Genomic DNA, 26,638 nt, shown 5'->3' on the forward strand with positions numbered 1-26,638 from the left:
GTTGCCCAGTGGGTTATAAGCAGTTGGTAGGCTTCGGCAAACCGGCCAGGCGTGCAAGTCGCTTTGGCGGGCTGCCGGGGAAAAGCTGCATCAGGTAAACCGAGCGGCCTTTCTCTTCGCCCAGAGCATTCTTGGTCGCTTTTACGAGTGGCCGCATTGCCGGCGCCATTTCGTAACGCTGGTAAAATGCCCGTACGACATTAATCACTTCCCAGTGCTCCGCTGTGAGGGTCAAGCCCTCTTCTTCAGCCATTAAACGCGCTACCGATTCGTCCCATTCTGATTGATTAACTAGATATCCTTCTGGATCTAGCGGATATTTTTTTTGGGAATCAAGATAACGGTATATTTTTAGTTCAGACATGCTTAGTACCAGGTGACGGTCTTTTCATACTGTTCGGTGAGCGCCACAAAGCCCTCCATCTCTAGCGTGGGCAGCTTATTCTCAGCGGCTATGCTGGCAAGTCCACGGGATATAAGGTCTTCTGATAGCAGGAATATGCGCGGCTGACACTGTTGCCATACCACCCAGGAGGGATCCAGAGCTGCAGTTACCGCTTCTTCGGTCAGCAGCACGGCATCATGCTCCCCTAACGCCTGCTGCATTTGAGTGGCAGCACTGCTGTCAGGCGCTTTGGTGAGGATGTGTAGAATCATGGTGCGCTCACAAGGCCCTAAAAGTTAAGTATCTTGGCATGTTGGGACAAAAGTTCAGGGACTTCCTGATCCGCGATCAGAGTGACGCCCTCTATCAGGGAATCGGCGGAAAGGTTCATACTTTGCAGCGCCCCTTCGGCTACCCAAAGCGTGTCAATATCGTACATTTCCAACATATCGATGGTTGGCAGCGTGGCTTTTTGGCCCGGCGCGCCACTGCCCTGCTCTTTCATCAGTGCCATTATGCCCTGCCCCATAAACAGCAGATGCACGGGCTGGCCAAAGGCAGCTGCGACCAAGGCGGCATCCAGCCCTTCACGTAACCAGTTTGAGCCGTGGGGGGCGTGGCGAATTACCACTAAAAGTGCATCAGGGGACGCCATTGGCACTCCTTTAAGCAAAGGTAATCAGACGATCAACGCGCTGTTGTAGCTCAAGCAATTGACCAAGCCCGGTCAATTCAAAAGGCGCCGCTATATTGCAGGCCTGCTTGCCGTGGCGCTGCGCTTCTGACTCGCTCATCACTCCGCGCCGCAGCGCTGCGGCAATACAGACATCCAGCTGAACCCCATGCTGCTGATTCAGTTCAGCCCAGGCTTCTCGCAGGTTAAGCTCATCCTGAGGAGGTGCCATCAGCGATGAAGCATTATGGACGCCATCATGATAGAAAAACACACCTGTAATCTGATGCCCGCACGATAGTAAGGCATGGGCAAAACGCAATGCAGAGTGAGGTGCCGGGTTGCTATATGGCGCGCCCATCACCAATAAGCCGTACTGCATGATCATGATACCTGGTAACGGTTACTCTAAAAAAAACAGGCCCTGTATTAGGGCCTGTCATATCGTCTAACGCTTGCCTAGATCAATCGTTGCTCATGATACCCAAAATCGACAACAGGCTAACAAACAGGTTGTAGATGGATACGTAGAGCGTCACTGTGGCGAGGATATAGTTAGTTTCGCCAGCGCGGTGAATAATTTCACTGGTCTGGTACAGAATAGCTGCAGAAGCAAACAGCACGAAACCAGCTGACACCATCAGTGAAAGCGCAGGAATGTTAAAGAAGATCCCCGCCACCATGGCCAGTATCAATACGATAGCACCCGCCATCAGGAAGTTGCTCAAGAAGCTAAAGTCTTTCTTAGTAGTTAGCGCTATGGCGGAAAGACCAACAAAGGTCAGGCCTGTCATCGCCAGCGCGTTCATAATCAACGCACCGCCATTAGGCAGGGTCAGATAGGCAGATAGAATCGGCCCTAGCGTAAAGCCCATAAAGCCGGTAAAGGCAAATGTTGCTAACAAACCAGCCGCAGAGTTCGCGGTTTTGTGAACCAGGAACATTAAGCCGTAGGCACCAATCAAGAACACAAAAATGTTCATTTGCTGGATGCCCATGGCAACAGCAGCACCTGCGGTCACCGCTGAGAACAACAGCGTCATTGCCAAAAGTGCGTAGGTATTACGCAGCACCTTGTTAGTGCTGACACTGTTGGCAACGCCACTCGACTGAGGACGTGCCGTACGTAAATCGTTGTAAGCCATGTGTTCATGCTCCCTAATGGTATTTCCTACAATGGACAAGCATGCCGTTACCGAGTTCCAGACGCAAGCCTTTGTCTATATAGCAAAGTCTGGCTAGTAAATGGTTATTCAACGTTGAATTGCCCCAACGCGCTTTGTCTATGCTTGTTGAACACTTCTTTGGACATCAAAGCGATGAAAAAAATTCTACTTTCCGCTACCACACTGCCGCTTTTAGCGCTGTCATTGCCCGCCATGGCCTTCTCGCCTACCGGAGAGGATGTCTCTTATCGTGTGAATAATGAGGATTTTCAAGGCTATTTTGTCTCCGCGGTCGACAACGTCAAGGGTAGCGTACTAATCGTTCATGACTGGGATGGGCTGGATGATTATGAGCGCCAGCGTGCCGATATGCTGGCCGAGGAAGGCTATGACGTATTTGCCGTGGATCTTTTTGGTGAAGGTAATCGCCCTCAAGCAGTCGACGATAAGCGCGCCGCTACCAACCAACTCTACCAGGATAGAGAAAGGATGCGCGCGCTAACCCTTGGTGGTTTAGCCCAAGCTAGACAACAAGGCGCTGCTGAGCAAACGGTCATTATCGGATACTGCTTTGGCGGTGCGGTCGCCCTAGAAATCGCCCGCTCCGGGGAAGCGGATAACATAGCAGCGTACTCCAGCTTTCACGGCGGCCTGACCACCCCCGATGGCCAAGCTTACTCAAGTGAAACCGCACCTATCTTTATTGCCCACGGCGGCGCCGACAGTGCAGTGAGCTTAGAGGACGTCGCTAATCTGGCGGAGGAGCTAGAGACCGCAGGCGTGACTTATGAAGTAGGTATCTATTCCGGTGCGCCCCACGTCTTCAGCGTGTTCGGTAGTGATGCTTATCACGAGCGCGCCGACCAACGCTCTTGGGAGGCTTTCAACGTCTGGTTGGATGAAATGCTTTAAATACAAATAACCCTAGCAGCGTTGAACACTACTAGGGTTCCCAACTACTCAGTTTAGCAGAACCTATTTAAAGCCTGTATTAAGATAACCGCTGCTTAACTTTGGACTTCTTCTTCGCCTTCTTTTTCATCTTTATGTGGCATAACGGTGGTTGCCGCCGTTTGTCGCACATTTTGGGGAGAATTATAGAGGCGAGCATCAATTACATGCAGTACCGCCAATTGCGCAAACAACACCGCAAAACAGACGATTAAACCTTTTAACATGGCGGCATATCCAGAGATGGTGGGGCTAGCATCTGCATATTAGCCTATTGCTAGCCAAACACCATTTATTTTATGTGCCTCAACATGCCCAGTTTGAAGGCGCTGAATCGTACGTAGAGCAGCCGCTCAATAGCTTATATCTTTAACGGCTAATCCTTAACGGATACTTTGCGCAAATCTTCAACCGTCACCCCTTCGGGTAAGTCTGACTCATCGGCGGGCAGCCATACGGGAGAGAGATCGCTATCTTCTCGACCATCTTCATGCCGATGACCTGGAATACGGTAAACAATCTGACTGTGGTGGTGATCCCATGCAAATACACGATCCATATGCTTATCCTACCTATAAAAAAGAGAACCCTATTGATGACAAAACCAAAGCTATGACATGCACGCTTGGCATGATGTTCCGGCACATATCATCGACACATGCGATCCCTATGAGGTTAAATGCCAGAAGGATCATCTGCTGACAAGGAGTTATCAATGAAAGCACTCATCGCCCTTTGCCTGGTTACCTTTACACTTGCAGGCTGTAGTTCAGGCCCCACCTCCTCAAGAACAGCAGACTGCCGCCAGCTAGCAGAGGAGGCAGGCGATACCATGGTCTACGGCGACTGCATACGCGGCACCCAAGTAAATAAAGCTGGGTTTTAAAAATTTCATTGTTTTCACATTTATTTTGCAGGATTAATGGCAGGTGATGGATTGAAAGAACCTCATGGTGGTAAAGACCCACAGGAGGCCCTGCGTGCCAGGCTAAAGAAAAGCTTACAAGAACGCAGGGCCTTAGCCCATCGCCGAAGAATAGGCGCTCGTGCAACTCGTCAACAGTTCTTAGAAGCTACACGGAACGTGGGAGTTATCGTGGTGGCTACCTGCTTCACGGCTGGCTGGGTGGTCACCAACCCCAGCCTGAATACCGATAACGTTTGGCTCGGCGTAGGGCTAGGTATAATATTGATTTTTGTTGGGTCGTTCGGCTATGGTTATATAGAACGCGATAAAACCTCAGATGAGGATGACAGGCTATGAACGAACTTATTCTTGCTGGCATGCTGATGAGCCTAGCCGTTGTGTCAGGTGGCATGGTGTGGAGCCAACACCGCGAGCATCACGGGAAGAAATCGCTCACCGACAGCGCATTTTCCTGGCTCGCTAAACGCTTTGCTTGATAAATTCAGTCAATAATATTGAAAGGGTCGCGGATAGCGGCCCTTTTGTTTGCTCAGAGTTTTGTATTTTTGTATCAAGCACGCATTGTTCCGCTAAAACAGCTTATTCTTCATTTTGGTAAGGGATGTTAGGTAACGAAGCAAACCAACTCACTATTGAGCATGAACCCCACATTATCAACGCCCATGCCTAGAAAACTGGGCAGGTACCTCACCACCGCAAGAGACCGCTATGCCTGTTATTCAGCAACTCATCCGCGTACTTAAAGCATCTACGCTACAAATTTCGTGGACATTCCTGCTAATTATTGTGCTGGCCCATATGGGCACTACGTGGGTACTTTTTTCTCTGGTCGGCGAAGCGATAGCCGACTCCCCTACCAATTGGATTTACTTTTATGTGGTTGTCTCCAGCACGGTAGGGTTCGGTGATTTCAGCCCGACAACCGTGGCTGGAAAGTGGATCGCCACGCTTTACCTTATCCCAGGCGGCATTTCACTATTTGCTGCCTTGATCGGCAAAGCCACTGTCACCCTTTCAAATTTTTGGAGATTACAGATGCAAGGAAAAGGCGATTTTAGCCATCTATCCGGCCACACCCTCGTCATTGGCTGGCACGGCGAAACCACCGAGCGCATTTTGGACATTCTCAAAGCCGACAAAGGCCTACCGGATGAAGTCGTGCTCTGTGTTACCAAAGAGATGAGCAACCCACGCCCGGCGGATTTAAAATTTATCAAAGGAGAGAGCTTCTCAAATGCTGAGCTTCTCAAGCGGGCCGGGGTTGAGAGCGCCAGCCGCATCATTATTTACGACACAAGTGATGACCGAGTTGCCACCGTCGCGCTGAGTGCCTACAGCCTTAAAGCAAAAAACGCGCATATTGTCGCCCACTGCGCCAATCCAGATACTGCAGCAATGTTGAGGCGTACCTTGCCAGGCATTGAATGCACCCAGGCCCTAGCGCTGGAAATGCTGGTTCGTTCAGCTTCCGATGCGGGAATATCGCGGGTCGTCAATGAACTACTCGCCGTTGATCGTGGCGCTACTCAATACCAAACCCAATTAATTCAGCCGCCTACCGGCGCCACCTTTGGCGACTTATTTATGCAAGCGAAAAAGGTTTGCAACGCCACCGTGCTTGGCCTTGCCAACAGCAGCGATGACAGCGAAGGGAGCATGCTTAACCCTGCTACTGACCGTCCGCTGAAGGATGGCGACATTATTTACTACATGGCCAATACGCGGCTTTCACAGCAACAACTGAGTGAGTTACTCACCAAGGAGCGCTGAAGCGTAGGGCTTAGAGTTCGTTGCTGGCGTGGGCGTTGCCTGCCCGCCGCAACACTACTTTCTCAATTTCCAGCACTATCATCATGGCGAAGCCGAAAGTGATGATTAACATCCCATCGGCGACCCCCAGCGGTCGAGTATCGAACAGGCTATGCATGACCGGCAGATACGTGAAGGCAAGCTGAGCAATGCAGACCAACGCCACCGCTATCAACACAGCAGGGGTTCCCAGCACGCCACGCCAGTTAAACGAAGTCATGTGCAGATAGCGCACATTGAAAAGATAGAACACTTGAAGCACGACGATGGTGTTAACCACTAAGGTGCGGCTCAAGGCCAGCTCATCTCCTCGGCTAAGCGAGTAGAAGAACATACCCAGTGCTGCAATCAGGAACAAGAACGACACCAGCACGATGCGCCAGACCAGGAAGGGGGTTAACAGCCCCTGCCCAGCAGGCCTTGGTCGACGCTGCATGACGTTGGGTTCAGCCTTCTCAAACGCCAGCGACAAGCCGAGCGTGACCGCTGTGATGAGGTTGATCCAGAGGATCTGGACGGCTGACATCGGCATAGCGAAATTAAACAGAATCGCGGCAATGACAGCGAGTACTTGGCCCCCATTGGTCGGTAACGTCCAAGCCGTCACCTTGCGAATATTGTCGTAGACCACTCGGCCTTCATTCACAGCGGCCACAATAGAGGCGAAGTTATCATCGAGCAGAACCATTTGTGACGCCTCTTTTGCCGCATCGGTGCCTTTGTGGCCCATACCGACACCGACATTCGCCTGCTTCAACGAGGGCGCATCATTAACGCCATCACCGGTCATTGCCACTACAGCGCCGGTCGATTGCAGCGCTCGCACAATGCGCAGTTTGTGTTCGGGGTTGGTTCGGGCAAAAACACTGGTCTCGGTAACGATGCCGGGTAGATTGCTATCGGCAATGTCGTCTAGCTCACGCCCGGTCAGTACATGCGGGTCGTCATCGAGCCCTAACTGGCGAGCAATAGCCACTGCTGTCGCGGCGTGATCGCCGGTGATCATTTTCACCATAATGCCGGCGGAGTGGCACTCTTTAATAGCGACCATTGCCTCCTCCCGCTGCGGATCGATAAAGCCTATTAAGCCAACAAAAACCAGTCCATCATCGAGGTCAGCAAACACCAGCTTATTGGTGCCGGGCGAAACCTGCTTGGTCGCTAAGCCGAGCACTCGCTCCCCCTGGGCAGCCGCCTCTGCTATGCGTGCCGTCCAGGCATCCCTTTCCAGCAGTACACTTCCCTCGTCAGCCGCCTGAAGGGAGCATAACTGCAGCAGTTCGTCCGGCGCCCCCTTGACGAATACCTGAGCCCCCTCTGTCGTATGGCAATTGAGCGTGGCCATAAAACGGTGCTTGGCGTCAAAAGGGATCTCGGCAAGGCGGGGCCACTCGTGCCGGGTAGACTCAGGCTCCAGACCAGCCTTGATGGCCAATGCCACCAGCGCCCCTTCCATGGGGTCGCCGATCACATGCCACTCTCCATCGGTGTGGTTCAACTGTGCATCGTTACATAGCAGTCCGGCCAGGATCAGTCTATCGATATCCGTCGGCTGCTTATCTTTGGCGGCCTTCTCCGACGTCTCCGCTGTTAATTCCCCTTCCGGCACATAGCCCGCCCCCGTAACCGTCATGCGGCCGCTAGGGGCTTCTAGCCGGCGCACGGTCATTTCGTTGCGCGTCAGCGTACCGGTCTTGTCGGAGCAGATGACTGACGTAGCCCCCAGTGTTTCCACCGCCGGAAGCTGTCGGATAGCGGCGCTGCGTCGTGCCATACGCTGCACACCGATAGCCAGCGTGATGGTGATAACGGCTGGCAGGCCTTCAGGTATCGCCGCGACGGCCAAGGCGACCACGGCAATGAGTGCCTCCGACCAGATATGGCCGCGCACCAACACCGCGAAGGCAAACAGTACGACCGTTACAGCCAACGTAGCCCAGGTGAACTGCGTGCCGAACCGATTGATCTGCTGCAACAGCGGCGTGGTGAGTGGTTGAACGTCGCGCAGCAGCGTACTGATTCGCCCAATCTCAGTATCACTCCCGGTGGCCACCACAACCCCTGTCGCCTGCCCAGTGGCTACCAGCGTGCCCGAATAAGCCATGGAGTGGCAGTCGCCTAACGCGGCCTCCTTTGGCGCTGGTGTCACTCGCTTCTCTGCCGCCACGGACTCACCGGTCAGGATAGCTTCCTCGATTTGCAATGCGCTGGCACGAATAAGGCGCAGGTCAGCAGGCACTCGATCACCTGCCTCCAACGAAACAATGTCACCTAAAACAATCTCATCGACGGGCACTTCGACATGTTTCCCTTCCCTAACCAAGTGGGCGTGCGGTGCGATAAGATTACGGATTGCATTCAGTGCTTTTTCTGCCTTGCCTTCCTGTACAAAGCCGACCACGGCATTGACCAAAACCACCGCAACAATGACCGACGCATCCACAAAATGCCCCAGCAACGAAGCCGCGACGGCAGCCGCCAACAGGAAATAGATCAGAGCATTATGAAAATGCGCGAAGAAGCGAAGCAGCGGATGCCTGCCAGCCACAGCCGGCAACTGGTTACGCCCATACTTCTCTAAGCGCCTTGCTGCTTCATCTACGCTCAGCCCCGATGACGAAGTCTCCAAAACGGCAAGGACATCCTCGGCAAGCCTGGCATGAACTTCTTCTGGCGGGCCTTCTGGTGGCATACCGGTATCGGCAGTGGGGGTTTCCATGCTGTCTCCCAAACAAACTAGAGGCTATAAGGTCTTGCCGTCACAGGTTGAAGCACTACCGTTAAAGTGTTGACCATCTCCTTGGCCAGCTCGCGGAGTTTGGCGACTGTAACAACTGATTCACGTTATGCAGCGCAATAGCGTGAGCTCCCTTTTTGAGTACCTCAATGGCATAAATAACATGGTTTTATTCGTTAAATCATTGATCCTGAGCAAAGAGTTCGAGCATCCCTACTGCCATAACCAAATAACAAGAACTTTAATTTCCTCCTTCTTTTATTTATCTTAAATTAACTATAAATATTTATTAATAACAATTATTCAACATCTGACAAGACAAAAATAAAACTCATCAAAGTGAGCATTCAATTATTTTAACTAGCTAATTATCAATGATTAATTAGAATTAAAACATTGATGTCGATCAATATAGCGGAAATTAAATTTTTCAGTAAAAGCGGTGAGTACTATACTTTTTCTACTCACGTGAGGAGCCCAGACAATGACAACATCAGCATTTCAAAAAGCGTTCCCTAATATAGTCGATAGCAATGTATTGAATAACAACGGCTTGCTTGTTTTTTGGTATCAGCCTTGGGTGGAAACATCCAATTCGGCAGCCAAGCTACACTGCATTTGGCTGGAAACACTTAACGACGCGTTTCGCCACGAAATCGACTTCCTTGCGACCATGACGCCCGTTTATAGCAAGCTGACATACTGCATGCTGGGCTTCAATGGGCCGCTGACACCGGAGTCGGTGGCATCCTGTTACCACCAAATCGCTGGCGAGATGACAGAAGCCACTTTCAACCGCATGCGCAACGTATCGGAACTCAGCGAAGACTTTAAAGAGCGTCTTTGGTGTGAACTGTAGGAACGGACATTAATGCGGTCATCACTGGATGGTCATAGCGCTCCGATTCAGAGGCGCTTTTAAATAGCAGTGGCTGCGTGACAAGCCCGGCCACCGCTCCCCTATTTAAAACCTACTGATCAACTACCTACTTGCCTAGTCATCCGGCGTTAACTCCTCCCGCTTCGGTGGGTTGCCCACCCTTACCTCGCTAAGATCCTCATGGGAAAGGCCACGGTACAACGCGAACATCATGGCAAACACCAAAATGAACATCGGCAGGCCAACTACCGTAATCACCTCCTGCAACGCAGTAAGCCCGGCATCACCCGCAAGCACAATGAGCATCGCGGCCAGCATGCCCTCAGAGACACCCCAAAATACGCGCTGATGCCATGGGCCGGGATCCGCACTGCCGGTGCATAGCATATCGACAACCAGGGACGCAGAGTCGGATGAGGTGGCAAAGAAGATAGCGACGATCACCACGGCCAAACCCTGGATTAAGGTAGCGGCTGGGAAATTCTCAAAGAACGCGAACATGGCGAGTGGAATACTTTCATCTACGGCGGCGGATAAAAGGCCGGCCTGCTCTCCCAGCGCTTCTCGGGCATCGGGCCCGATCCCATCAATCTCCATTGCCGACCAACCAAAGATCGCAAACCAGACCAGCGTGAAGATGGAGGGGGCGAAAAGCACGCCAAGGACAAACTCGCGAATGGTACGTCCGCGTGAAATGCGCGCTACAAAGATGCCGATAAAAGGCGACCACGTTACCGTCCAGGCCCAATAGAATACTGTCCAGCTACCCTGCCACCCCCAGGCGCCGCCGTCTCTGGAATAGCTTGCCAGCGTGTCATTCCAGAATGCCATCGGCAGCAAGTTCGTTATGTAGAGGCCGAAGGTTTCGACCACAGCACGCAAAAGGAAAACGGTCGACCCGGTAAAGAGCACAAAAAACAACAGGCCAACGGCCATGGCGATATTGATATTAGAGAGGCGTTTCACGCCTGAATCGAGCCCCGCGACGATCGACCCTACGGCGACAGAAGTGAGTATGGCGATGATGAATACCTTGGTGATAACGGCATCTGGGATATCAAACAGCTCCGTTAGCCCCGCGTTGATCTGCTGGGTTCCCAAGCCAATAGAGACGGCCACCCCAAACAGAGTGCCCAGTATCGCGAAGACATCAAGCGATTTGCCGAGAGGCCCGTAAATACGGTCACCTAACAACGGGTAAAATACTGAACTAAAGCGCATCGGCAGATTGTAGCGATAGATGAAGTATGCAAAAGCCAATCCTGGCATAGTGAAAATCGCCCAGGTATGCAGCCCCAGGTGATAGATCGAAAAGCTCATGGCGTCGTCGGCGGCTTCCACAGAGAAAGGCACTACATCCGGTCTGGGTGGGTTAGAAAAGTGGGATATAGGCTCCGCCACCCCCCAGAACATCAGCACCGTTCCGATTCCCCCCGCGAACAGCATGGTGAACCAGGAAATATTGTCGTAGGCTGGCTTTGCATTATTGCCACCCAAGCGGATCGCCCCGTAACGGCTAAGCGCCACCCAAAGCAGAAAGGCCACCCAGCTCGTCACCCCTAAAATAAAGAACCAGCCAAGGTTGGTAACGATCCACTCCCGCCCTGCACCAAAGGCCGCCCCAATGGGGCCTGGCGCAATCAGTAGCACCACAAGAAAAAGGATCATGATCCCTGCGGACGTGAAAAAAATAATGGGATCCGTCTTGAGACCCAGTTTCTTCGCTAGTGCATCCATTATTTATTCCTCCCATGTCGTTCCAACAACATAGGAGTCATTGACCGATAACGCCAAGGCGTCAGCGAACCTTGTTTTTCACTACGAAGGCTCCATCGTTTCTCGATAGGCACGTACGTGCGAGATTAATGCCCGCAATTTAGGGGGTTGGTTGCGTCGATTTGGGAAGTAGAGGTAAAAGCCGGGAAACGGCTGCAAGTAGGTCTGTAACAACCGCACCAGCTCACCGCTTTCTAACCATGGTAGAAATGTCTCCTCCATACCTATGGTAACCCCTCCTCCTGCAAGGGATGTCCTTATCATTAGCAACATATCGTTGGTCGTGATTTGAGGGTTAACATTCACATCGAACTCTCGTCCTTGCTCCGCGAACTCCCAGCGGTAAGGTGCGACGCTTGGAGCAGGCCGCCAGCCAATGCAAAGATGATTCAGGAGTTCGAAAGGTTCCACTGGCGTGCCGTACCGTTGCAAATATTGGGGAGAGGCCACGACGACTTGGCTTTGAGGCCCAGAGAGCGGCACTGCCACCATGTCTTGCTCGATCACTTCTCCCAAGCGCACTCCGGCATCGAACCCGGCGCCCACAATATCGAACTCTTCATCGGTTACGGTGACATCTAACGTAATACGGGGGTAAGCCTCGGCAAAGGTTGCGACCAGTGGGCCAGAGAGAAATCGCTCGGCTATTGAAGTAACCGCCACCTTCAATACTCCTCGAGGAGGCCCATCATCCACGACTTCTTCCAATGCAGACGCAATAGCCGTGAACGGTTCGTTTATCTGCGCTCTTAGTCGATTACCTGCTTCGGTTAGGCTCACACTGCGGGTAGACCGCTGCACCAGCGCGATACCCAGCTCATCCTCCAGCCGTCGCATACTCTGGCTGACAGCAGAACGAGTGACGCCTAGCTGGTCAGCAGCAGCACTAAAGTTTCCGGCCTGCGCGACCGCCAGAAAAACCCTTAAAAGATTGAAATCAGCACTCATTGGAAAGCAGTCCTAACCAATGTGGTTAGCTTTGGGTAGCTTCTCACGATGTCGATGGGCCTCTAAAGTTCCACCAGGCGTTCAGCCCCGAGCGCCCAACGGAACAATGGAGATTAACATGAGCAATATCCAAGACAAGGTAATCCTTATTACCGGCGCCAGCAGTGGCATCGGCGAAGCAACCGCCCGAACGCTTGCCAACCAAGGCGCCAGCGTCGTCCTCGGTGCACGACGCACCGATAGGCTCGAAAAGCTGGTGGCAGAAATTACCGCCGCTGGCGGCAAGGCAATCGCATGTGCGGTCGACGTGACTCGTCGCGAGGATGTGCAATCCTTCGCCGATTATGCGCTAGAAAAGTTCGGCCGAATCGACGTGATCATCAACAATGCTGGGGTAATGCCCCTATCACCGCTTGCCGCTCTGAAGGTCGAAGAGTGGAATCACATGATTGACGTCAATATCCGCGGCGTGTTGCACGGCATCGCCGCCGTACTGCCCACCATGCAGCAACAAGGTAGCGGACATGTGATCAGTATCTCGTCAATCGGCGGCCTTTACGTTGTGCCCACTGGCGCAGTTTACTGCGCGACCAAATATGCTGTTCGTGCGATTTCCGATGGCCTGCGCCAGGAACACAGCAACATCCGAGTCACCTGCGTTTACCCTGGCGTGGTGGAATCGGAGTTAGCAGACACCATTACGGATGCGTCGGCAGCAGAAGCCATGCGTAATTTCCGTCAAATTGCACTCAAGCCCGAGGCGATCGCCAACGCAATCGCCCATGTAGTCAGCCAACCGGCAGATGTCGACACCACTGACATCGTGGTACGCCCCGTCGCAAGCCCTGCATGACGCCCAGAGGGTCTCCTGTGCCTAACTATCAAGCAGTGGCACTCACCACGCCTTCCTTTTAACAGCTGTTTTATAACCTTATGAGCCAAATTATGAAAATGCTAAGTGTGCTTTCAATCAGTACGTTACTGCTTTTCTCGGGAGTTGCAATCGCTGAGAGAGGAGCGAGTGAAGAGAACAGAATGAATAATTCTGAATCGACCTTTGGCTACCAAAGCAGTGATTCCCCAGACTTCTCCCCCTCTGAATTGCCTATCAGAAATCCTTAAGTGGAATGGGTGGCCGCTAAACAGTGGCCACCCCAGCCCATGCTATTAGCCAGCCACTTGGGTCGACAAAATGAGGGTATTCGCCTTGCGACTCAGTTTCATAGGAGCCAATCGCTGTACAAGTCTAATCGCCTTTGATTCCGGTCAATTCCAGCGGGCTGTAACATGCTATGGTTTAGCCACCTGATAGATCACAGGCACACACGCTCATCGTTACCAGAGAGGTATTCAGTGTTCTACGTCCGCGCTTTCGGCCAATCGTTGCTACACGCCTTGAAGAACTTGTTGCCGATTGTGGTGGTCGTTGTGTTTTTCCAATTGGTGGTACTTCAACAAGCGCCTGAAAACACACTGAGCATGGCGGTCGGTTTGTTAATCGTGGCGGTAGGCGTTGCGCTGTTTCTTCAAGGCCTTGAACTTAGCATTTTTCCGGTCGGCAAAAGCCTATCCAATCAATTTGCCAAAAGAGGCTCGGTGCCCATTCTGCTGGCGTTTGGTTTTGCGATGGGATTTTCTGCGGTGGTCGCCGAGCCGGCGCTCATTGCGGTCGCTCAACAGGCCCAGGATATTAGTGCGGGCAAAATCGATGCGCTTACTCTCCGCTTGCTGGTCGCCACCTCCGTCGGCGTGGTCATTGCGCTGGGGGTTTTCCGCATCATCATTGGCTACCCTCTGCACTGGTTTATGATCATTGGCTATATCACGGTGGTCATTGTCACCTGGTTTGCCCCGGAAGAAATCATCGGCCTGGCCTATGACTCAGGGGGCGTTACCACCAACATTGTCACGGTTCCCCTGATTGCTGCCCTGGGGATTGGCTTGGCCGCGTCCATTCGTGGTCGAAACCCGCTGACCGACGGTTTTGGATTGGTGGCATTGGCCGTCATGGTGCCAATGATCACCGTGCAACTCTACGGCATTATCGTCTACAGCGGCGAAAGTTCAGACGATGTGCAGGTGCTGGCTCTACAGGATAAAGGTAACGCTATTTCCGGCGCGCTTAAAATGCTGTTGGAGCTGGCTGAGATGGTGCGAGACGTGCTGCCCATTATTCTGACTATTCTTTTTTTCCAATACATTGTGCTGCGGCGCGGACTCTCCAACCCTCGCAAAATAGTGTTTGGCTTTGTACTGGTCATTTTTGGCCTCTATGCCTTTGTGGTAGGCCTTAAAATGGGGCTTTTCCCGATCGGCACCAGTATGGCCGAACAACTAATCGAGCTGGAACGCTTCGGTTTTATTTATCTGTTCGCATTCATGATTGGATTTGCCACCACGATGGCCGAACCGGCGTTGCTGGCGGTGGGCAAGCAAGCAGAAGAAGCTGCTGCAGGGCGGATTAATGGCAACGCCATCCGTCTGCTGGTTGCCCTTGGCGTGGCCATTGGCATCAGCATTGGCGTGCACCGGATCATTGTGGGGGGCTCTATGCATTACTACATAATGGGCGGCTACATGATAGTGATCATCCTGACCGCACTAGCGCCTAAATACATCGTTGCCCTGGCTTATGACTTGGGGGGCGTCACTACGTCAGAAGTCACCGTGCCGCTGGTAACAGCACTGGGCATTGGTTTAGCTGCCAATATTGAGGGCCGTAGCGTCCTGATTGACGGTTTCGGGCTGATTGCTTTCGCCTCTATTTTCCCTATTGTTACCGTTATGACCTATGCCATTGTGATGCATTGGTGGACAAATCGCAGAGAGGTGCACTCATGAAGTTTTCCGTTCTCGTTGCCATTGTTCCGGAAGATCAGGAACAGGAATGCATCGATTCCGCCCGTGATCTTGGTGCCGGAGGCATTACGGTGATGACGGGTCGTGGCATCAGCAATACCGCCAAGAAAACCTTTTTCGGGCTTACCTACGACGGTAGCCAGAGCGTTCTGGTGATGGTGCTTGAAAAAAGCCTGTCACTACAAATTCTGAAAGCCATCCAACAGTTGCTGATGCCCGAGGAAAACGACTCTCAGGGGCTGGTGTTTACCTTTCCGCTAGAGCATCTCGGCGGCATTGATGTATCCCAGTTCCATAAATTTGAACAACACTTGAAAGAGAATATTTGAGGAGCTTCAATGATGAAACTGGCCAAAGATGTGATGGTTAGCGAGGTGGCTTGTGTCTCTCCTTTTGCTAAACTTCGGGAAGCGCTAAGCTTGATGAAGAAGCACAGCGTAAAATCGTTGGTCGTTGAGAAACAGCATCCCAACGATGCCTATGGGCTTATTACTTACACTAATATTCTGAAAACAGTGGTCGCAGAGGAAGGTGATATCGACCTTCTTAACGTTTACGACGCCTGCGCCAAACCAGCGCTGTCGGTAGGCAAGAGCCTGTCAGTAAGGCAGGTAGCGGCTATGATGACCGAACACCGGGTAAAGCGCATTTTGGTACTGGAAGACAACGATCTGCTAGGTTTTGTCACCATGGACGATATCATGGCGGTCTTACTGGAGCAGATAGAGTAGTCGCGAACTTAAATTAATCAGCCACAAAAAAAGGCGCCGCTACCCGCATCGGGATCTTGAGATCTCCTGATACGGATAAAAGCGCCCATCGTTGAGCATGCCACGTTAATCAGCGTTAGACGTAAAAGTCCAGATCCTCTTGGGCTTTAAGCAGATCACGCATCTTGATGGGGTCGTCACCAAAGAAGAAGATCAGGCCCCAATGTGTCCCGAAGGCTGACCGATCAGGCACCGTCTCTTCTGCGGGTGCGACCAGTTCGTGTGACTCGAAGTACGGATGGTTGATCGTTTCTTCGGGCATTTCCAGTTTGCTGACCACACGACGGCGTGGATACACGCCAAAGCAGCCTGCATACCCCTTCGCATCGACAACTTCTTTGGGGAAGAAGGCAGCTACTTCCTCTTTCGTGCTTTTCGGATCGAATACCAGCATTGACGCCTGATAGGCGTTAAATCCGTAGGCCTTCTCAATCAGCTCAAACGCTTTAAAGCCGGGTGGACGGTAGGCAACTTCACCAAAGTACATCTCGCCGTCAGCCGTCACGAAGTACTCGGGGTGAATCAAGCCGAATTGGATGTCGAAGGTTTTGATCAATAACTCGATCTGCTTGGTAATCGCATTGCGCCAGCTTTCGAGTTCAGCAGTCGCGGGCACGAATACCGAGTAGCCTAACGTCACATATTCCGAGATGTTCAGAAACTGAATTTTTCCATCGTGTATCCAGGCCTCGACGGCAAACTCCCAGCCGCTCAAGTGGCTTTCCATCAGCAACGGATACTCTTCATCCGGAATGTTATCGATCTCTTCTATCGTGCGGATCATGCGGTGGCCGAGACAACCGGCCTTGTCGAACGCTTTGACGTGAATCGGGTCGTCCGGATCACCATCCAACTTGAGCAGCGTTTGATTGACGCGCTTCATAAAGCGGACGATGTCCTCTTTCTCGTGCGCCTCTTCGAATATCCCTACGCGGATACCGCCCAGCTGCGCACGGCGCTTCATCAACGCCTTGTCACGGAAAAGAATGGATTGACCGTACATGCGTGGGCTGTCGAGGAGAACGGAGTTGATGGCACCAGACCACTCAACGGTTTCTTCAAACAGTGGGATGGCGACGTCTACCCCTTCTTCCTTCAGCTTAACGGCGATCTCCATGGAGCGATCATTCAAGCGAATAAAGTCCCATGCAATAAAAGGTATATTGTTCGCTGTACAGAAATCTGCGGCCCACTCTGGAGCAACGACGATATAGCGGCGGTCAAATTTCTGTGCCGCCTTGATCGCGTTGACGCTCCAGCCCAGTAGAGCGATATAACCTTTATTGGGATCTTTCGGAGTCTCGGTGCCTTTGACCGAGTCCAATTCCGGATCACGCCAAGCCGCTACTGCTTCGGGTAATTGCTTTTCTGATGTTATCGACATTCGATGTCCTCCTTGCTGGTCGACCCAAATTAACTGGGCTTAGATTGGAGCGCACCAAGTGAGCTGAGCCGCAGTCAGTTGTGTTCAGGAGCGATTGAGCAAGCCAGCATTAGAAAAGTTTTTAGCGCACCCGTGTAACTAAGCTAGTCGATCCGGTTACATATGGCAATTAAACTGTAGAATTTCTGTGAAATTGTTGTAGAAGTTATCTCATTGATAGATTGGGGTAATTTCTAAAGCGCTATTGAGACAGCTACTGGCGACGGGCCTATTAAGCTTCTGCCCAGCCTACAAATTCTGCAGTATCAATACCTGCAAGATTAAATAGTGATTCACAGTCAGGCAGTAGCCTGCTGTTGCCAAACGGGTGCTTAGCGTCCCAACCTCGGTTACTCTACACTTCTGTTTGCGTTTCATGACTGAAGGATAGCCGTATCTATGTTGGGATTCCTGCAGGGATTTTCCTATGGCCTGTTTATGACCTGCCTGCCCTGGCTGCTGGTCGGCCTGTTCAATCCTGGCCTGGCGGTTCCGTTGATGACACCCAGTCGCCTCCAGGTGATCGCACGCTACTGTTTGGTAGTCCCTTCCATCAGTATGCTGCTGTGGCTGACATCCCTGTGGGGTGGATTCAGCCCTAGTCTGTTTGGTTGGCTCACAGGCCTTGTCGCCATTCCTGTAGCACTTCCCGCCGAGCGAACACTACGCGGCTGGCTGGATCGCCGTCGCGAGCGTCGCCATGAGGCTCAACGAGCGGCTGAAGCACAGCGGCGCCGTGCCCAAGAGGAACGCAGTGCCTTTGAAGCGGGAGTGCGGGTGCTCGATCCCACAAGGCCACCCGAGGGAGCCAGCGATCTAGTATTTGCCATGTGCCGGGCCAAGCAGCGCCTACTCGACGTGCAGCGCCCCGATCTAGCCATCCTCACAGACCGCCTTTACAGCCGTTACCACCATGTGATGGATGTGCTGGGTGACCGCTTCCACACCGGTGAGCTGGCCTTCGAGCGTTCTCAAGGCCTCGTCACTCAAGTTTGCTTTGGCGCGGTAGATACGTTGACAACCATGGCCTCACAAGCACGCGGGGTGGTTAGTGTGGATGGCAACTACGTGAGAAATCGGCTGGAGCGGGAGGGCAAACGGTTAAGCGATGAGGAGCGAGCCGCACTGGTACGACGCCTTGATCTGCTCGTGGAGACCGAACATAGCTTGAATAAACTCTCTGCCCGAATCGAGTCTGCACTGACCGTCCTTGACGATACCGCTGTTTCCATGGCGCGTATCGAGACGGCCCGACCCCAGGCGTCGGTTACCACAGAAAAAGCACTGGAGGATCTGCGCCTCTTTGTAGAAGGTGCTGATCGTTATGCCCGCAAGGATTAAGCCGACATTCATTGTTACCATGTTGTCTTTTCTATATTTTTCTTTAATCATTTTTTGATAGCGCTTTTTTAATAGCTCATTTCAATAGCTCGGGAGATCTCTATGGCTCAGCAATCTGATGACAAACGTCGCCTGTCCCTGCCGCCGGTAGACGAGATCGCTGGTCAGTTGGAATCCAGTCACTTCGATGCTAGCCAAGCCGATCCAGCCGCCCCTGATGAACGTGATATAGATCCTGAGCTTGAGGCCATGGCCGACCGCTTTGTCGAGGATATTCTTGCCGAGGATGACGAGGAGTCTGTGGTTCGCCAGCGTCGTGCCGTGGACGAGATGGGGCTTGAATTGCAACAGCAGGCAGCCCATCGCAGTGCCATGCTACAGACACCGTTGCGCAAACTGGCCCACCAGGGTGACGAAGGCGGGCCGGTCGCCAAAGCGCTGACCGACCTGCGCGGGCGTATGGAAGGACTCGATCCCGCGCGTCACCGCTTGGCCCCGACCACGTTGGATCGTGTTCTGGCGGTCATTCCCGGCCTCGACAATCGCCTGCAACGTTACTTTCGCAAGTTCGAGAATGCCCAGCAAGCGCTGGACGCGATCATAGAGGATCTGGAAAGCGGCCGCGACATGCTGCATCGTGACAACCTCACCTTGAACGATGACCAGCAGGCGTTAACTAAAATCCTAGCTGAGCTGAACCGCCAAATTGCCCTGGGTCGCATAATCGATCGCCGCCTGCATGACGAGATCGTCGCTCGCGATAGTGATGATCCGCGGCGTCACTTCCTAGAGGAGGAGTTGCTCTTTCCACTACGTCAGCGCATCGTCGATCTACAGCAGCAACTGGCAGTAAGTCAGCAAGGTGTGCTGGCGCTAGAAGTGATCATTCGCAACAACCGGGAGTTGATGCGCGGTGTGGACAGGGCGATTAACGTTACCGTCTCGGCGCTCACCGTCGCAGTAACCGTGGCGATGGCGATGGCGAATCAGCGCCTGGTGCTGGATCGCATCGAAGCTCTCAACAACACCACAGCGCAGATGATTGGCGGAACCGCCAAGGCGCTGCGTCAGCAAGGCGTGGATATCCAGAAGCGAGCCTCCTCAGCAATGCTCGACATGCAAGTGCTTGAGGAGGCCTTCAGCGAGGTAATGGGCGCCATTGACGATCTATCCAGCTATCGGCAAGCAGCCCTGCCCCGCCTGGATGAGCAGATCAACCGTCTGGCGACCCTGGCTAAGCAGGGGAATGCCTCCATTGAGCGTCTTCAAGAAGGTAATAAGTCGCAACCTCAGGAGGGTCGCGACCCCAGCTAATTATTTTAGCTTTTCCTAGTGAAGCACATGGTTAGCGGAATAAGGCAGCTGATAGCTATCTGAAACGATTAGAGGCGTCTCGGAAGGCTTTGCGCATTAGCTCCCAAGACTCTTCCATGCCTTGACGGACCGTCTCCCAGGCCGCCTCGCTGGCATGCTGAAGCTCGTCAAGCCTTTGCTGAGTTTCCGCCTGCCGTTTTTTGAGCCGCTCGATGTCCTCTTGGTACTTCACCCTCGCCTCGTCACTCGCCTGACGCGCCTTGGCAGTCAGCTTATCGATATCAGCATTCCACTCGTCAAGCCTAGCTTTCATTTCCTCAACAAACTCATCGCGTTGCCGCATGGCGTTCTCTCCTCATGGTAACGGATATGGCTGACTGGATATGAATTTCCGTCTACCAAGATTAGCTGGAAATCTCATCGAGTTCATGGTGTTAAATTTAGAGGAAAGGTCAAAATTTCAGCATAAAACAATTCAGAGAAGGCATGTGGCAGTTGCCGCATGCCTCAGATATTAATTAAACTTGTTTATTTGACGGGAATCATCGGGCTGCTAACTACGTCCTACGTTTTTTTACCGGTAATTCCATCAGTCACCTTTCGCAGGCCCTTTTCAACGAGATGCTCATCCTCGTTCTCTGCGTCAACGTCAAACGTAGAGTGAGAGTCACGCTCGATTAGCTCAGCACCGCAAGCATCGCATTTGGGGTTTTCATCTGGGGCTTCATTAACGGTGGGTTTGTATTCCTTACCGCATTGTGCGCACTTATCGACATACTTCATGGCAGATCTCCTTTTGCCGTACCCAACCCTATTGAGCTGCGAACAGAGGAATAGGTTCCATAAGCACACGGTGAAATGATGACGAGGACAACTACTACCCTGAAACGAAACTGGTCAGAAACGCCCAATCGCCCCGCCAAAATCTATCTCCTCTCTATCTGTCTAGTACAACCTCAGAAAATTTGCATTTGCCACGGGTGCGTCATTGACGCACAATAGACACATGTACACGATCGCCGAAACAGATATCTTTAAAGCCAGCGCCGATTCACTTTGGAGTGAAGCTGAAAGAACAGCCTTCTTCGAGTGGTTAGCCATAAACCTCGAAGCTGGTGATGTTATCCCAGGATCAGGTGGGTGTCGAAAGATGCGTTGGAAGCTGCAGGGTAAAGGCAAAAGCGGCGGCGTACGTGTCATTTATTACAACTGCTTACCGGATGGAAAGATTTGGCTGTTAGTGATATATGCTAAATCAGTACGTGGGAATATCCCCTCTCACATCCTCAAGCAGATTAAAGAGGAGATTGAAGATGCAAACTGATGACTTTATGACCGGTGAAGAGCTTGGCAATACGCTGCTAGCATCCGTTCGCCAAATGAAGCAAGGCAAAGCAGCTCGCGAGACGCGAGTAGAAGTACCCAAGGCCGCAGAAATTCGCCATCGCATGGGCCTCTCTCAAGGTGAGTTTGCTAAGCTGCTTGACGTAAGCCCTGGCACGCTTCGCGGTTGGGAACAAGGCCGCCGTGTACCAACCGGCACTGCACGTACACTGCTACGAGTCGCTGAAAAACACCCTGAAGCACTGACTGACCTTTCGTAATGAGGCAGAAAAGCCTTAAGCCTACGCCTTATCCATCTATCTAAACAGTTGAAATTTAGCTACTGTTGAAATATGCAAAAAATCACCCTCAAGCTCAATGAGGCTCGCCCCGACAGCCTAGATATTAAACGGCTGGGTGAATACCTCAAAAAACTAGCTGACCTCTATGGCTCAGCGGATACGCTGTACCTGGACGGCGTAGATGAGGGTAGTGCCTGCTTGAATTTCATGGTGGATGATGACCATGCCGATACTGTCAAGAGCCGTGTAGTCAATGCGAGCCGTGATGTAGGCGCTAAAACTTACCGTAAGGCCTACCAGAAAGTAGTCAGTCTAATGGATGCCGACGGTTACTCGGGCTCATTCAGTGTGAATGACCAGGAAATTATTCGGCTAGCCTCGCGCAACGCTCGCCCCAAAAAGGACGAGCTTAGGCAATCAATGCCCACCTCTATTAAAGGTAAAATATTCCGCGTTGGCGGTACCGACGACACTGTGCCGGTTCGTCTTTCATCTTTAGAAGGTGAAATTATCTATGCGCAGACGAGTGTAGAGCTATCAAAAGAGCTGGGAGCTTCGCTCTACCAGTACATTCACGCGCATGGTGAAGGCGAGTGGGTTTCAGAGAAGCCAGGTAATTGGCGGCTGGCCAAGATAACAATCGAGCGTTACGAAATCATCGAACACATGTCGGCTAAAGATGCGCTACTGAACCTGAGAAAGCTTGGGGGTATCAAACAAGAGCCTGCCGACCAGTCTCACGCCAACATCTTCGACTACAGGAGGTAGCGTGAAGGCAGCGCTAGACGCCAATGTACTTATGCAGCTTCTTGGAATTATCGGTAACAGCCTGTATTGCCCAAGAACAAAACAAGAAATCACCAACGCCGAAGGCCGCGCTGATGCACTGCTTGAGCGTTTTAGTGATCCCGGTTTTCAGTTACTAATTCCAGCCCCTGCAATGGCAGAGGTACTAGTAAAAGTAGCGCCAGAACTCCAACAGGCATACATTGACTTTGTCAATAACACCACCTCTCTCTCTATCATCCCATTCGACACAAGGAGCATCATAGAGTGCGCAAGGTTATTCGACGCCCAAGAAGCAAAACAGCTAAAAAAAGGCGGTGAATCTAAAGCCAAGATCGCGGTTGATCGGCAGGTAGTGGCCATCGCTATCTCAAATGGCGCGAAAGAACTATGGACTCACGATAAAACAGTATTCAAAAAAGCAAGTCGTGTTGGACTAGTGGCTAAGTCACTGGCAGATATTGAGCCAATACCAGCTCAGAAGGCTATGGAGTTTTCTGAATCATAGCAGGCCCTAAGGCAATTACAGTAACGCACTTAATAGTTTACCTAGAAGAACATTGGAATTATGACTACTAGCCTTGCAAAAGGCACATCCTAAATAGATAGATATTGGTTATGACGAATGGATAGTAGCCATACCTTTCAATATAGGTTAACCGTTATAAAACCGTTGAGCATCTGATGACATCTAAATCTGGTTCGTTCATAATATGAGTGACGCGGGATTATCTAACCTATGACTGCAGGAAAAAACTATGTTTTTGTTTTTAAAAGCTTTTTTAATTTTCCCTGCGCTAAGTTTACTAGCTGCAGCACTTGTAGCTGCAATGTTCGATGACTTCTTAACTGGCGCGGCAATCGGGATGCTAATCGCCGTAGGTGTATACATACTTTGTATTACTCAGTCATTAAAAGGTCAGAGCAAGAAGCTCCATAACCACCTTCGCAACCTAGACCTTTCACCTGATTACGTAGCCAACGTAGAGGCCTCGGGCGTCGCTATAGATTTAGACAACCGCAAAGTTTTTGCTGGCAACATTAAGACGGGCAAGCTACTTGACTTTGACGACATCAAGGGGGTCTCTATAGAAAAGACTGATCCTCGAAACAGATATACCGACTATAATATTATCATTAAAACAATGGATTTCGACACCCCTTCTGTGACTGTCAATCTACGCAGAAGCGATGGAAGAAAAGCCTATGAAAAGTTACGTGTAGCTCTGGATATTAGCTAAATAGCTATAGCGGTTGATACAGGCCTTAGCTGTTAGCCTCAATTACGCTACGATGAAGGAGTCTATTCAAATTCATGGTAGCAGCCCCCTTGCACACTCTTATTATTCAGCGAATATGAAAAAAAGAAAATCATTTTCAACAGATGCCTGGTTGAATACCGAATAGGTGTGGGTGCATTTATTGGCGTTTTAACAACAGTGGCCGTCTTTTTCATTCAATACCCATGGGCAGGTCAGCAACACCTGATTCATGGATATGCTACCTATGGCGCTCTTCCGGCGGGTATCGCTGCTGGGATTTACACCTGCATATGGTCGAGTGGCGAGACTTCCATCAGTGGGAAAAAAAGTGGTACCCCATTGCAATCGCTCGATCCGAGGGCGGCTCCTTTCAGATGAACCCATTGGTTAAGCCTATGCGCTTTTCAGATAGGTTCGATCAGCATATAGCCCGCCTCGACCCACCAACCTGCAGCTTGATATTCATACTTGTGGGCTATGTTGTTATTTTTCGCTTTCACCACTGGCCTTGCAATACGCCGTCACGAAATGGCTATTTGTTTTGCTAATGCTTTCATGGTGGCTTATAGCGGCCTTCCTTGGCCACGAGTATTCCAACAGGCGTCAATCTGATAGCTCGTCATAGCGCCGATTAAAGTCATCCACCCGCCGCTTCATTTGCCTCTCTATCATCTCTATCCGGTTCTTCTTAGCTTCCTCACTGAGTGTCTCGTTTTCCTGGATGCGATCTCGCCGCTTGCGATACTCCGACGTCTGAGCGCAAGCCCCTTGGCCGCCCTTGTGCCGCCAACCAGGTCTGGTCAATGGATTTTGTGTTTGACCGTACGGCAGACGGGCGAGTGATAAAGAGCCTCACCGTTGTCGATGACGCTACCCATGAAGCCGTGGCAATCGTGTCTGAACGTGCCATTGGTGGGCTGTCGTTAACACGAATGCTGTTTTTAATCGAACCTGGAAAACCCAATCAAAACGCCTACATCGAATCGTTTAACGGGCACTTTAGAGATGAATGTCTGAATGAGCATTGGTTCACCAGCCTGCATCAAGCCAGGGCCGTCATCGAAGCATGGCGACGGGAATACAATGAGGAAAGACCGAAGAAGGGGCTGGGCGGGTTAACCCCTTCTGCCTATGCCAAGCAATTAGCGTTAAAAAACGATAAAGTAACTTCAGACTCTAATCCTGGGTGCTACTGAAAATGGGGTGACGTCGACCCCAACTTATTTGTTTGACACTTTCTCAAGCAACTCATTAAGTATTTTTTTAGATTCGCTAGCCGAAAGAGAGGGGTTAAAATATAGATAAACCATAAAACCATCTGCATAAGGCTCTACATAAGCATGCTCTACGCTCATAAGAGACATAGCATTTTTTGTATACAGTTCTGCAAGTGAAGAGTCTTTAACGAAGATTTTATGAAGACTCTCTTCACTTTGCTTTCTCAAAGAAATACTTCCTCGCGAACGGGACTTAGAATATATCTCATCCGCAACATTTCTTTCAAGAATCAAACTTTTTATATCTTCAACCTGACTAATAAAAAACTCTTGAGGAGAAACTTCAGCATTATCAATTTTAGCTACGGTAAAGCTACCGAAATGCTTTAGGAAAGGGGAGTATTCTGGATCTTCACAAGATTTTTTATAAGTAGCTATGATCTTATTTTTAAGCTCTTTTTTAAATTCAACAATTTGAGAAAATCTTAAGCTTCTTGGGTATTCAAGATGCTCAATTGGAGAAGTGTCAAAGGAATAATTGGTAGCATCATCTTTTATGATTATTGTTGGCTTATCAAATGCCAACCTTAAACCCAGCTCAAACATAACGTTTGGGTTTTTCCCACTAACATCACAGACGACGATAGGATTTTCGTAAAGATTCTGAACAATTCTTCTATGAATAACTCCAACGTCAGCAGATAAACTTACAATTTCACCAACAAAGTCAGCATGAGACACTGCGTCTTTAATAATCGACAACACTTCTGACCAATGGTTTTCATCGCATCCGTCTATAGAAGAAATCGGCATCACAATACCGCATTTTTTCAACTCTTCTGACAAAGCAGAATCACCCTCGGGATTTTTTTATTCGTACTAGCCATAACTGCCCCTTAATTTTACGTAGACAAATGAGAATATTAATGGATAAAAAAACTATTCGCCACTTTCATTTATTCTGTGGCCTCGGCGGTGGCGCACTCGGTTTCAACCGAGGCAGTGCGCGTGTTGGCAACACAGAAGTCAAATTCCAATACCTAGGTGGCATCGACGTAGACCCGGGCGCAATAGCTGATTTCCAGCGGCTCACCGGCACTCCTGGTACTGTGCTGGATATGTTCAGCCGTGACCAATACACCGCCTTTCATGGGCACGAACCACCCAGCTACTGGATCCGCAGCTGAAGCTACCGCCAGCGTTATGGGTACCACACTGCTGTTGGCTTGGTCAGGAGAAACCTTCGCACTTGGTAATACGCCCATTTGGGTGCGCAACGTCGCCGCCAGTTTATCGTTTCAAAGACCCGCCCATATCGTTCGTCAATCTCCTTTATGCGATTTTTTATATGGATGAAATTATGTAAATCTGTATAGATAAATAATGCGCGCGATAACCCCAAACGCCCAGAGAACAGACATTACTTGGAGAGCTATCCCTGAAGCGCTAATAACTCGTGGTCTTCCTGAGAGTTTAGCCACAGGTATGCCCATTGGAGAAACATCCAACACCTCTCTGTACGGTCTATATGCCATCTCGCCAATATTCCAAAATAGCACTGAAAGCGATGTGAGCATTACGCAGATGTTATCCACTTGGAGATCAACAGTGAGAGAGAGCAATAAGGTGATTGCGCTGAAAATGATCATCGCCTTGAACCACTCATCAGCTTGAAAGATTGCTTTTAACGAAACTAACATCACAGCCCCTTTTTTTGGTTAGCGGTTATTATTACACATAGTCTATCGTGGTTAGATATGCGCGTGCTGCGCGCCGCTGCCAGAAACG

Annotated in this window: 33 protein-coding genes and 1 pseudogene; 19 read left to right on the forward strand and 15 right to left on the reverse strand. The window is 51.0% G+C overall.

Annotation, left to right across the window (positions count from 1 at the left end; genetic code table 11):
• Positions 1 to 13 precede the first annotated feature (13 nt).
• The 5 genes from QT231_RS01135 to QT231_RS01155 all read right to left on the reverse strand — a co-directional run bounded on the left by QT231_RS01135 (position 14) and on the right by QT231_RS01155 (position 2,203).
• Entirely contained in the window at positions 14 to 364 is a 351-nt protein-coding gene (locus QT231_RS01135; RefSeq protein WP_308335111.1) for a TusE/DsrC/DsvC family sulfur relay protein, read from the reverse strand.
• A 2-nt stretch (positions 365 to 366) separates the two neighbouring features.
• A complete protein-coding gene (tusB, locus tag QT231_RS01140) occupies positions 367 to 657 on the reverse strand; it encodes a sulfurtransferase complex subunit TusB (protein ID WP_308335112.1) in 291 nt (96 codons plus the stop codon).
• Positions 658 to 674: 17 nt separating this feature from the next.
• Entirely contained in the window at positions 675 to 1,040 is a 366-nt protein-coding gene (gene tusC, locus QT231_RS01145) for a sulfurtransferase complex subunit TusC (protein WP_308335113.1), read from the reverse strand.
• Positions 1,041 to 1,050: 10 nt separating this feature from the next.
• Positions 1,051 to 1,440: a sulfurtransferase complex subunit TusD gene (gene tusD / locus QT231_RS01150; protein ID WP_308335114.1), complete on the reverse strand. Its 390-nt coding sequence runs from the start codon at positions 1,438 to 1,440 to the stop codon at positions 1,051 to 1,053.
• A gap of 82 nt (positions 1,441 to 1,522) precedes the next feature.
• Positions 1,523 to 2,203 (reverse strand): Bax inhibitor-1/YccA family protein, encoded by a 681-nt coding sequence (locus tag QT231_RS01155; protein WP_308335115.1) that lies wholly within the window; start codon positions 2,201 to 2,203, stop codon positions 1,523 to 1,525.
• Positions 2,204 to 2,377: 174 nt separating this feature from the next.
• Here QT231_RS01155 and QT231_RS01160 point away from each other — a divergent pair, with 174 nt between their 5' ends.
• The gene (locus QT231_RS01160) at positions 2,378 to 3,136 is read left to right on the forward strand and encodes a dienelactone hydrolase family protein (protein WP_308335116.1); all 759 of its coding nucleotides are present in this window, start codon (positions 2,378 to 2,380) and stop codon (positions 3,134 to 3,136) included.
• Positions 3,137 to 3,231: 95 nt separating this feature from the next.
• Here QT231_RS01160 and QT231_RS01165 read toward each other — a convergent pair whose 3' ends face one another.
• The gene (locus QT231_RS01165) at positions 3,232 to 3,402 is read right to left on the reverse strand and encodes a hypothetical protein (protein WP_308335117.1); all 171 of its coding nucleotides are present in this window, start codon (positions 3,400 to 3,402) and stop codon (positions 3,232 to 3,234) included.
• A gap of 149 nt (positions 3,403 to 3,551) precedes the next feature.
• Complete coding sequence (locus QT231_RS01170) at positions 3,552 to 3,734, reverse strand: hypothetical protein (RefSeq protein WP_308335118.1); 183 nt, start codon at positions 3,732 to 3,734, stop codon at positions 3,552 to 3,554.
• Between the two features lie 156 nt (positions 3,735 to 3,890).
• Here QT231_RS01170 and QT231_RS01175 point away from each other — a divergent pair, with 156 nt between their 5' ends.
• The 3 genes from QT231_RS01175 (at position 3,891) to QT231_RS01185 (ending at position 5,873) form a co-directional block, all read left to right on the forward strand.
• Complete coding sequence (locus QT231_RS01175) at positions 3,891 to 4,061, forward strand: hypothetical protein (RefSeq protein WP_308335119.1); 171 nt, start codon at positions 3,891 to 3,893, stop codon at positions 4,059 to 4,061.
• Between the two features lie 374 nt (positions 4,062 to 4,435).
• On the forward strand, positions 4,436 to 4,579 hold the full coding sequence (locus QT231_RS01180) for a hypothetical protein (protein ID WP_308335120.1): 144 nt from the start codon (positions 4,436 to 4,438) through the stop codon (positions 4,577 to 4,579).
• A 232-nt stretch (positions 4,580 to 4,811) separates the two neighbouring features.
• A complete protein-coding gene (locus tag QT231_RS01185; protein ID WP_308335121.1) occupies positions 4,812 to 5,873 on the forward strand; it encodes an ion channel in 1,062 nt (353 codons plus the stop codon).
• Positions 5,874 to 5,883: 10 nt separating this feature from the next.
• Here the strand turns inward: QT231_RS01185 and QT231_RS01190 are convergent, their stop codons facing one another.
• Positions 5,884 to 8,631 (reverse strand): HAD-IC family P-type ATPase, encoded by a 2,748-nt coding sequence (locus QT231_RS01190; protein WP_308335122.1) that lies wholly within the window; start codon positions 8,629 to 8,631, stop codon positions 5,884 to 5,886.
• Positions 8,632 to 9,133: 502 nt separating this feature from the next.
• Here QT231_RS01190 and QT231_RS01195 point away from each other — a divergent pair.
• Entirely contained in the window at positions 9,134 to 9,508 is a 375-nt protein-coding gene (locus QT231_RS01195; RefSeq protein ID WP_308335123.1) for a hypothetical protein, read from the forward strand.
• Positions 9,509 to 9,643: 135 nt separating this feature from the next.
• On the opposite strand, the gene QT231_RS01200 is transcribed toward QT231_RS01195, so the two are convergent.
• Together QT231_RS01200 and QT231_RS01205 are read right to left on the reverse strand one after the other, a co-directional pair.
• Positions 9,644 to 11,266: a BCCT family transporter gene (locus QT231_RS01200; protein ID WP_308335124.1), complete on the reverse strand. Its 1,623-nt coding sequence runs from the start codon at positions 11,264 to 11,266 to the stop codon at positions 9,644 to 9,646.
• Positions 11,267 to 11,347: 81 nt separating this feature from the next.
• Entirely contained in the window at positions 11,348 to 12,253 is a 906-nt protein-coding gene (locus tag QT231_RS01205; protein ID WP_308335125.1) for a LysR family transcriptional regulator, read from the reverse strand.
• A 118-nt stretch (positions 12,254 to 12,371) separates the two neighbouring features.
• Between QT231_RS01205 and QT231_RS01210 the strand changes: the two genes are divergently transcribed.
• The 4 genes from QT231_RS01210 (at position 12,372) to QT231_RS01225 (ending at position 15,843) form a co-directional block, all read left to right on the forward strand.
• Positions 12,372 to 13,106 carry an SDR family oxidoreductase gene (locus tag QT231_RS01210; RefSeq protein ID WP_308335126.1) on the forward strand — a complete coding sequence of 245 codons (735 nt, stop codon included), beginning with the start codon at positions 12,372 to 12,374 and terminating at the stop codon, positions 13,104 to 13,106.
• Between the two features lie 500 nt (positions 13,107 to 13,606).
• Positions 13,607 to 15,094 carry a DUF1538 domain-containing protein gene (locus tag QT231_RS01215; protein WP_308335127.1) on the forward strand — a complete coding sequence of 496 codons (1,488 nt, stop codon included), beginning with the start codon at positions 13,607 to 13,609 and terminating at the stop codon, positions 15,092 to 15,094.
• Complete coding sequence (locus QT231_RS01220) at positions 15,091 to 15,441, forward strand: transcriptional regulator (protein ID WP_308335128.1); 351 nt, start codon at positions 15,091 to 15,093, stop codon at positions 15,439 to 15,441. Before QT231_RS01215 ends, QT231_RS01220 begins: the two co-directional genes overlap by 4 nt.
• A gap of 9 nt (positions 15,442 to 15,450) precedes the next feature.
• Complete coding sequence (locus QT231_RS01225; RefSeq protein WP_308335129.1) at positions 15,451 to 15,843, forward strand: CBS domain-containing protein; 393 nt, start codon at positions 15,451 to 15,453, stop codon at positions 15,841 to 15,843.
• Positions 15,844 to 15,958: 115 nt separating this feature from the next.
• Here QT231_RS01225 and QT231_RS01230 read toward each other — a convergent pair whose 3' ends face one another.
• Positions 15,959 to 17,266 (reverse strand): carboxylate--amine ligase, encoded by a 1,308-nt coding sequence (locus QT231_RS01230; RefSeq protein ID WP_308335130.1) that lies wholly within the window; start codon positions 17,264 to 17,266, stop codon positions 15,959 to 15,961.
• A gap of 244 nt (positions 17,267 to 17,510) precedes the next feature.
• Between QT231_RS01230 and QT231_RS24300 the strand changes: the two genes are divergently transcribed.
• The 3 genes from QT231_RS24300 (at position 17,511) to QT231_RS01240 (ending at position 19,960) form a co-directional block, all read left to right on the forward strand.
• The gene (locus QT231_RS24300; protein ID WP_374694371.1) at positions 17,511 to 17,594 is read left to right on the forward strand and encodes a DUF2892 domain-containing protein; all 84 of its coding nucleotides are present in this window, start codon (positions 17,511 to 17,513) and stop codon (positions 17,592 to 17,594) included.
• A 110-nt stretch (positions 17,595 to 17,704) separates the two neighbouring features.
• Entirely contained in the window at positions 17,705 to 18,646 is a 942-nt protein-coding gene (locus QT231_RS01235; RefSeq protein ID WP_308335131.1) for a cobyrinic acid a,c-diamide synthase, read from the forward strand.
• A 102-nt stretch (positions 18,647 to 18,748) separates the two neighbouring features.
• Complete coding sequence (locus tag QT231_RS01240; RefSeq protein ID WP_308335132.1) at positions 18,749 to 19,960, forward strand: toxic anion resistance protein; 1,212 nt, start codon at positions 18,749 to 18,751, stop codon at positions 19,958 to 19,960.
• 55 nt (positions 19,961 to 20,015) lie between these two features.
• Here QT231_RS01240 and QT231_RS01245 read toward each other — a convergent pair whose 3' ends face one another.
• The gene (locus QT231_RS01245) at positions 20,016 to 20,303 is read right to left on the reverse strand and encodes a hypothetical protein (protein ID WP_308335133.1); all 288 of its coding nucleotides are present in this window, start codon (positions 20,301 to 20,303) and stop codon (positions 20,016 to 20,018) included.
• A 221-nt stretch (positions 20,304 to 20,524) separates the two neighbouring features.
• The gene (locus QT231_RS01250) at positions 20,525 to 20,743 is read right to left on the reverse strand and encodes a hypothetical protein (RefSeq protein WP_308335134.1); all 219 of its coding nucleotides are present in this window, start codon (positions 20,741 to 20,743) and stop codon (positions 20,525 to 20,527) included.
• Positions 20,744 to 20,966: 223 nt separating this feature from the next.
• Here QT231_RS01250 and QT231_RS01255 point away from each other — a divergent pair, with 223 nt between their 5' ends.
• From QT231_RS01255 to QT231_RS01280, 6 genes and pseudogenes are all read left to right on the forward strand, one after another.
• Positions 20,967 to 21,284, forward strand: a complete 318-nt coding sequence (locus QT231_RS01255) for a transcriptional regulator (protein ID WP_308335135.1) — start codon at positions 20,967 to 20,969, stop codon at positions 21,282 to 21,284.
• Positions 21,274 to 21,564 carry a helix-turn-helix domain-containing protein gene (locus QT231_RS01260; RefSeq protein WP_374694367.1) on the forward strand — a complete coding sequence of 97 codons (291 nt, stop codon included), beginning with the start codon at positions 21,274 to 21,276 and terminating at the stop codon, positions 21,562 to 21,564. The genes QT231_RS01255 and QT231_RS01260 overlap by 11 nt, the downstream gene beginning before the upstream one ends.
• Before the next feature lie 72 nt (positions 21,565 to 21,636).
• The gene (locus QT231_RS01265) at positions 21,637 to 22,353 is read left to right on the forward strand and encodes a hypothetical protein (protein ID WP_308335136.1); all 717 of its coding nucleotides are present in this window, start codon (positions 21,637 to 21,639) and stop codon (positions 22,351 to 22,353) included.
• Position 22,354: 1 nt separating this feature from the next.
• Positions 22,355 to 22,879, forward strand: a complete 525-nt coding sequence (locus tag QT231_RS01270; protein WP_308335137.1) for a PIN domain-containing protein — start codon at positions 22,355 to 22,357, stop codon at positions 22,877 to 22,879.
• A 250-nt stretch (positions 22,880 to 23,129) separates the two neighbouring features.
• A complete protein-coding gene (locus QT231_RS01275) occupies positions 23,130 to 23,612 on the forward strand; it encodes a hypothetical protein (RefSeq protein WP_308335138.1) in 483 nt (160 codons plus the stop codon).
• A 767-nt stretch (positions 23,613 to 24,379) separates the two neighbouring features.
• Positions 24,380 to 24,829 (forward strand): annotated as a pseudogene (locus QT231_RS01280) (integrase core domain-containing protein); the annotation flags it as partial.
• A 24-nt stretch (positions 24,830 to 24,853) separates the two neighbouring features.
• On the opposite strand, the gene QT231_RS01285 reads toward QT231_RS01280, so the two are convergent.
• Entirely contained in the window at positions 24,854 to 25,696 is an 843-nt protein-coding gene (locus tag QT231_RS01285) for a hypothetical protein (RefSeq protein ID WP_308335139.1), read from the reverse strand.
• Positions 25,697 to 25,776: 80 nt separating this feature from the next.
• Here QT231_RS01285 and QT231_RS01290 point away from each other — a divergent pair, with 80 nt between their 5' ends.
• On the forward strand, positions 25,777 to 26,037 hold the full coding sequence (locus tag QT231_RS01290) for a hypothetical protein (RefSeq protein ID WP_308335140.1): 261 nt from the start codon (positions 25,777 to 25,779) through the stop codon (positions 26,035 to 26,037).
• A 171-nt stretch (positions 26,038 to 26,208) separates the two neighbouring features.
• Here the strand turns inward: QT231_RS01290 and QT231_RS01295 are convergent, their stop codons facing one another.
• On the reverse strand, positions 26,209 to 26,550 hold the full coding sequence (locus QT231_RS01295) for a hypothetical protein (RefSeq protein ID WP_308335141.1): 342 nt from the start codon (positions 26,548 to 26,550) through the stop codon (positions 26,209 to 26,211).
• Positions 26,551 to 26,638 lie beyond the last annotated feature (88 nt).

It is taken from the genome of Halomonas sp. SpR1, assembly GCF_031010175.1.
Lineage (GTDB): Bacteria > Pseudomonadota > Gammaproteobacteria > Pseudomonadales > Halomonadaceae > Vreelandella.

What these genes read in the sequence shown, in the direction of transcription:
- QT231_RS01135 (WP_308335111.1), bottom strand. Translation starts at nt 364, where the DNA reads ATGTCTGAACTAAAAATATACCGTTATCTTGATTCCCAAAAAAAATAT.
- tusB (WP_308335112.1), bottom strand. Translation starts at nt 657, where the DNA reads ATGATTCTACACATCCTCACCAAAGCGCCTGACAGCAGTGCTGCCACT.
- tusC (WP_308335113.1), bottom strand. Translation starts at nt 1,040, where the DNA reads ATGGCGTCCCCTGATGCACTTTTAGTGGTAATTCGCCACGCCCCCCAC.
- tusD (WP_308335114.1), bottom strand. Translation starts at nt 1,440, where the DNA reads ATGCAGTACGGCTTATTGGTGATGGGCGCGCCATATAGCAACCCGGCA.
- QT231_RS01155 (WP_308335115.1), bottom strand. Translation starts at nt 2,203, where the DNA reads ATGGCTTACAACGATTTACGTACGGCACGTCCTCAGTCGAGTGGCGTT.
- QT231_RS01160 (WP_308335116.1), top strand. Translation starts at nt 2,378, where the DNA reads ATGAAAAAAATTCTACTTTCCGCTACCACACTGCCGCTTTTAGCGCTG.
- QT231_RS01165 (WP_308335117.1), bottom strand. Translation starts at nt 3,402, where the DNA reads ATGTTAAAAGGTTTAATCGTCTGTTTTGCGGTGTTGTTTGCGCAATTG.
- QT231_RS01170 (WP_308335118.1), bottom strand. Translation starts at nt 3,734, where the DNA reads ATGGATCGTGTATTTGCATGGGATCACCACCACAGTCAGATTGTTTAC.
- QT231_RS01175 (WP_308335119.1), top strand. Translation starts at nt 3,891, where the DNA reads ATGAAAGCACTCATCGCCCTTTGCCTGGTTACCTTTACACTTGCAGGC.
- QT231_RS01180 (WP_308335120.1), top strand. Translation starts at nt 4,436, where the DNA reads ATGAACGAACTTATTCTTGCTGGCATGCTGATGAGCCTAGCCGTTGTG.
- QT231_RS01185 (WP_308335121.1), top strand. Translation starts at nt 4,812, where the DNA reads ATGCCTGTTATTCAGCAACTCATCCGCGTACTTAAAGCATCTACGCTA.
- QT231_RS01190 (WP_308335122.1), bottom strand. Translation starts at nt 8,631, where the DNA reads ATGGAAACCCCCACTGCCGATACCGGTATGCCACCAGAAGGCCCGCCA.
- QT231_RS01195 (WP_308335123.1), top strand. Translation starts at nt 9,134, where the DNA reads ATGACAACATCAGCATTTCAAAAAGCGTTCCCTAATATAGTCGATAGC.
- QT231_RS01200 (WP_308335124.1), bottom strand. Translation starts at nt 11,266, where the DNA reads ATGGATGCACTAGCGAAGAAACTGGGTCTCAAGACGGATCCCATTATT.
- QT231_RS01205 (WP_308335125.1), bottom strand. Translation starts at nt 12,253, where the DNA reads ATGAGTGCTGATTTCAATCTTTTAAGGGTTTTTCTGGCGGTCGCGCAG.
- QT231_RS01210 (WP_308335126.1), top strand. Translation starts at nt 12,372, where the DNA reads ATGAGCAATATCCAAGACAAGGTAATCCTTATTACCGGCGCCAGCAGT.
- QT231_RS01220 (WP_308335128.1), top strand. Translation starts at nt 15,091, where the DNA reads ATGAAGTTTTCCGTTCTCGTTGCCATTGTTCCGGAAGATCAGGAACAG.
- QT231_RS01225 (WP_308335129.1), top strand. Translation starts at nt 15,451, where the DNA reads ATGATGAAACTGGCCAAAGATGTGATGGTTAGCGAGGTGGCTTGTGTC.
- QT231_RS01230 (WP_308335130.1), bottom strand. Translation starts at nt 17,266, where the DNA reads ATGTCGATAACATCAGAAAAGCAATTACCCGAAGCAGTAGCGGCTTGG.
- QT231_RS01235 (WP_308335131.1), top strand. Translation starts at nt 17,705, where the DNA reads ATGTTGGGATTCCTGCAGGGATTTTCCTATGGCCTGTTTATGACCTGC.
- QT231_RS01240 (WP_308335132.1), top strand. Translation starts at nt 18,749, where the DNA reads ATGGCTCAGCAATCTGATGACAAACGTCGCCTGTCCCTGCCGCCGGTA.
- QT231_RS01245 (WP_308335133.1), bottom strand. Translation starts at nt 20,303, where the DNA reads ATGCGGCAACGCGATGAGTTTGTTGAGGAAATGAAAGCTAGGCTTGAC.
- QT231_RS01250 (WP_308335134.1), bottom strand. Translation starts at nt 20,743, where the DNA reads ATGAAGTATGTCGATAAGTGCGCACAATGCGGTAAGGAATACAAACCC.
- QT231_RS01255 (WP_308335135.1), top strand. Translation starts at nt 20,967, where the DNA reads ATGTACACGATCGCCGAAACAGATATCTTTAAAGCCAGCGCCGATTCA.
- QT231_RS01260 (WP_374694367.1), top strand. Translation starts at nt 21,274, where the DNA reads ATGCAAACTGATGACTTTATGACCGGTGAAGAGCTTGGCAATACGCTG.
- QT231_RS01265 (WP_308335136.1), top strand. Translation starts at nt 21,637, where the DNA reads ATGCAAAAAATCACCCTCAAGCTCAATGAGGCTCGCCCCGACAGCCTA.
- QT231_RS01275 (WP_308335138.1), top strand. Translation starts at nt 23,130, where the DNA reads ATGTTTTTGTTTTTAAAAGCTTTTTTAATTTTCCCTGCGCTAAGTTTA.
- QT231_RS01290 (WP_308335140.1), top strand. Translation starts at nt 25,777, where the DNA reads ATGGATAAAAAAACTATTCGCCACTTTCATTTATTCTGTGGCCTCGGC.
- QT231_RS01295 (WP_308335141.1), bottom strand. Translation starts at nt 26,550, where the DNA reads ATGTTAGTTTCGTTAAAAGCAATCTTTCAAGCTGATGAGTGGTTCAAG.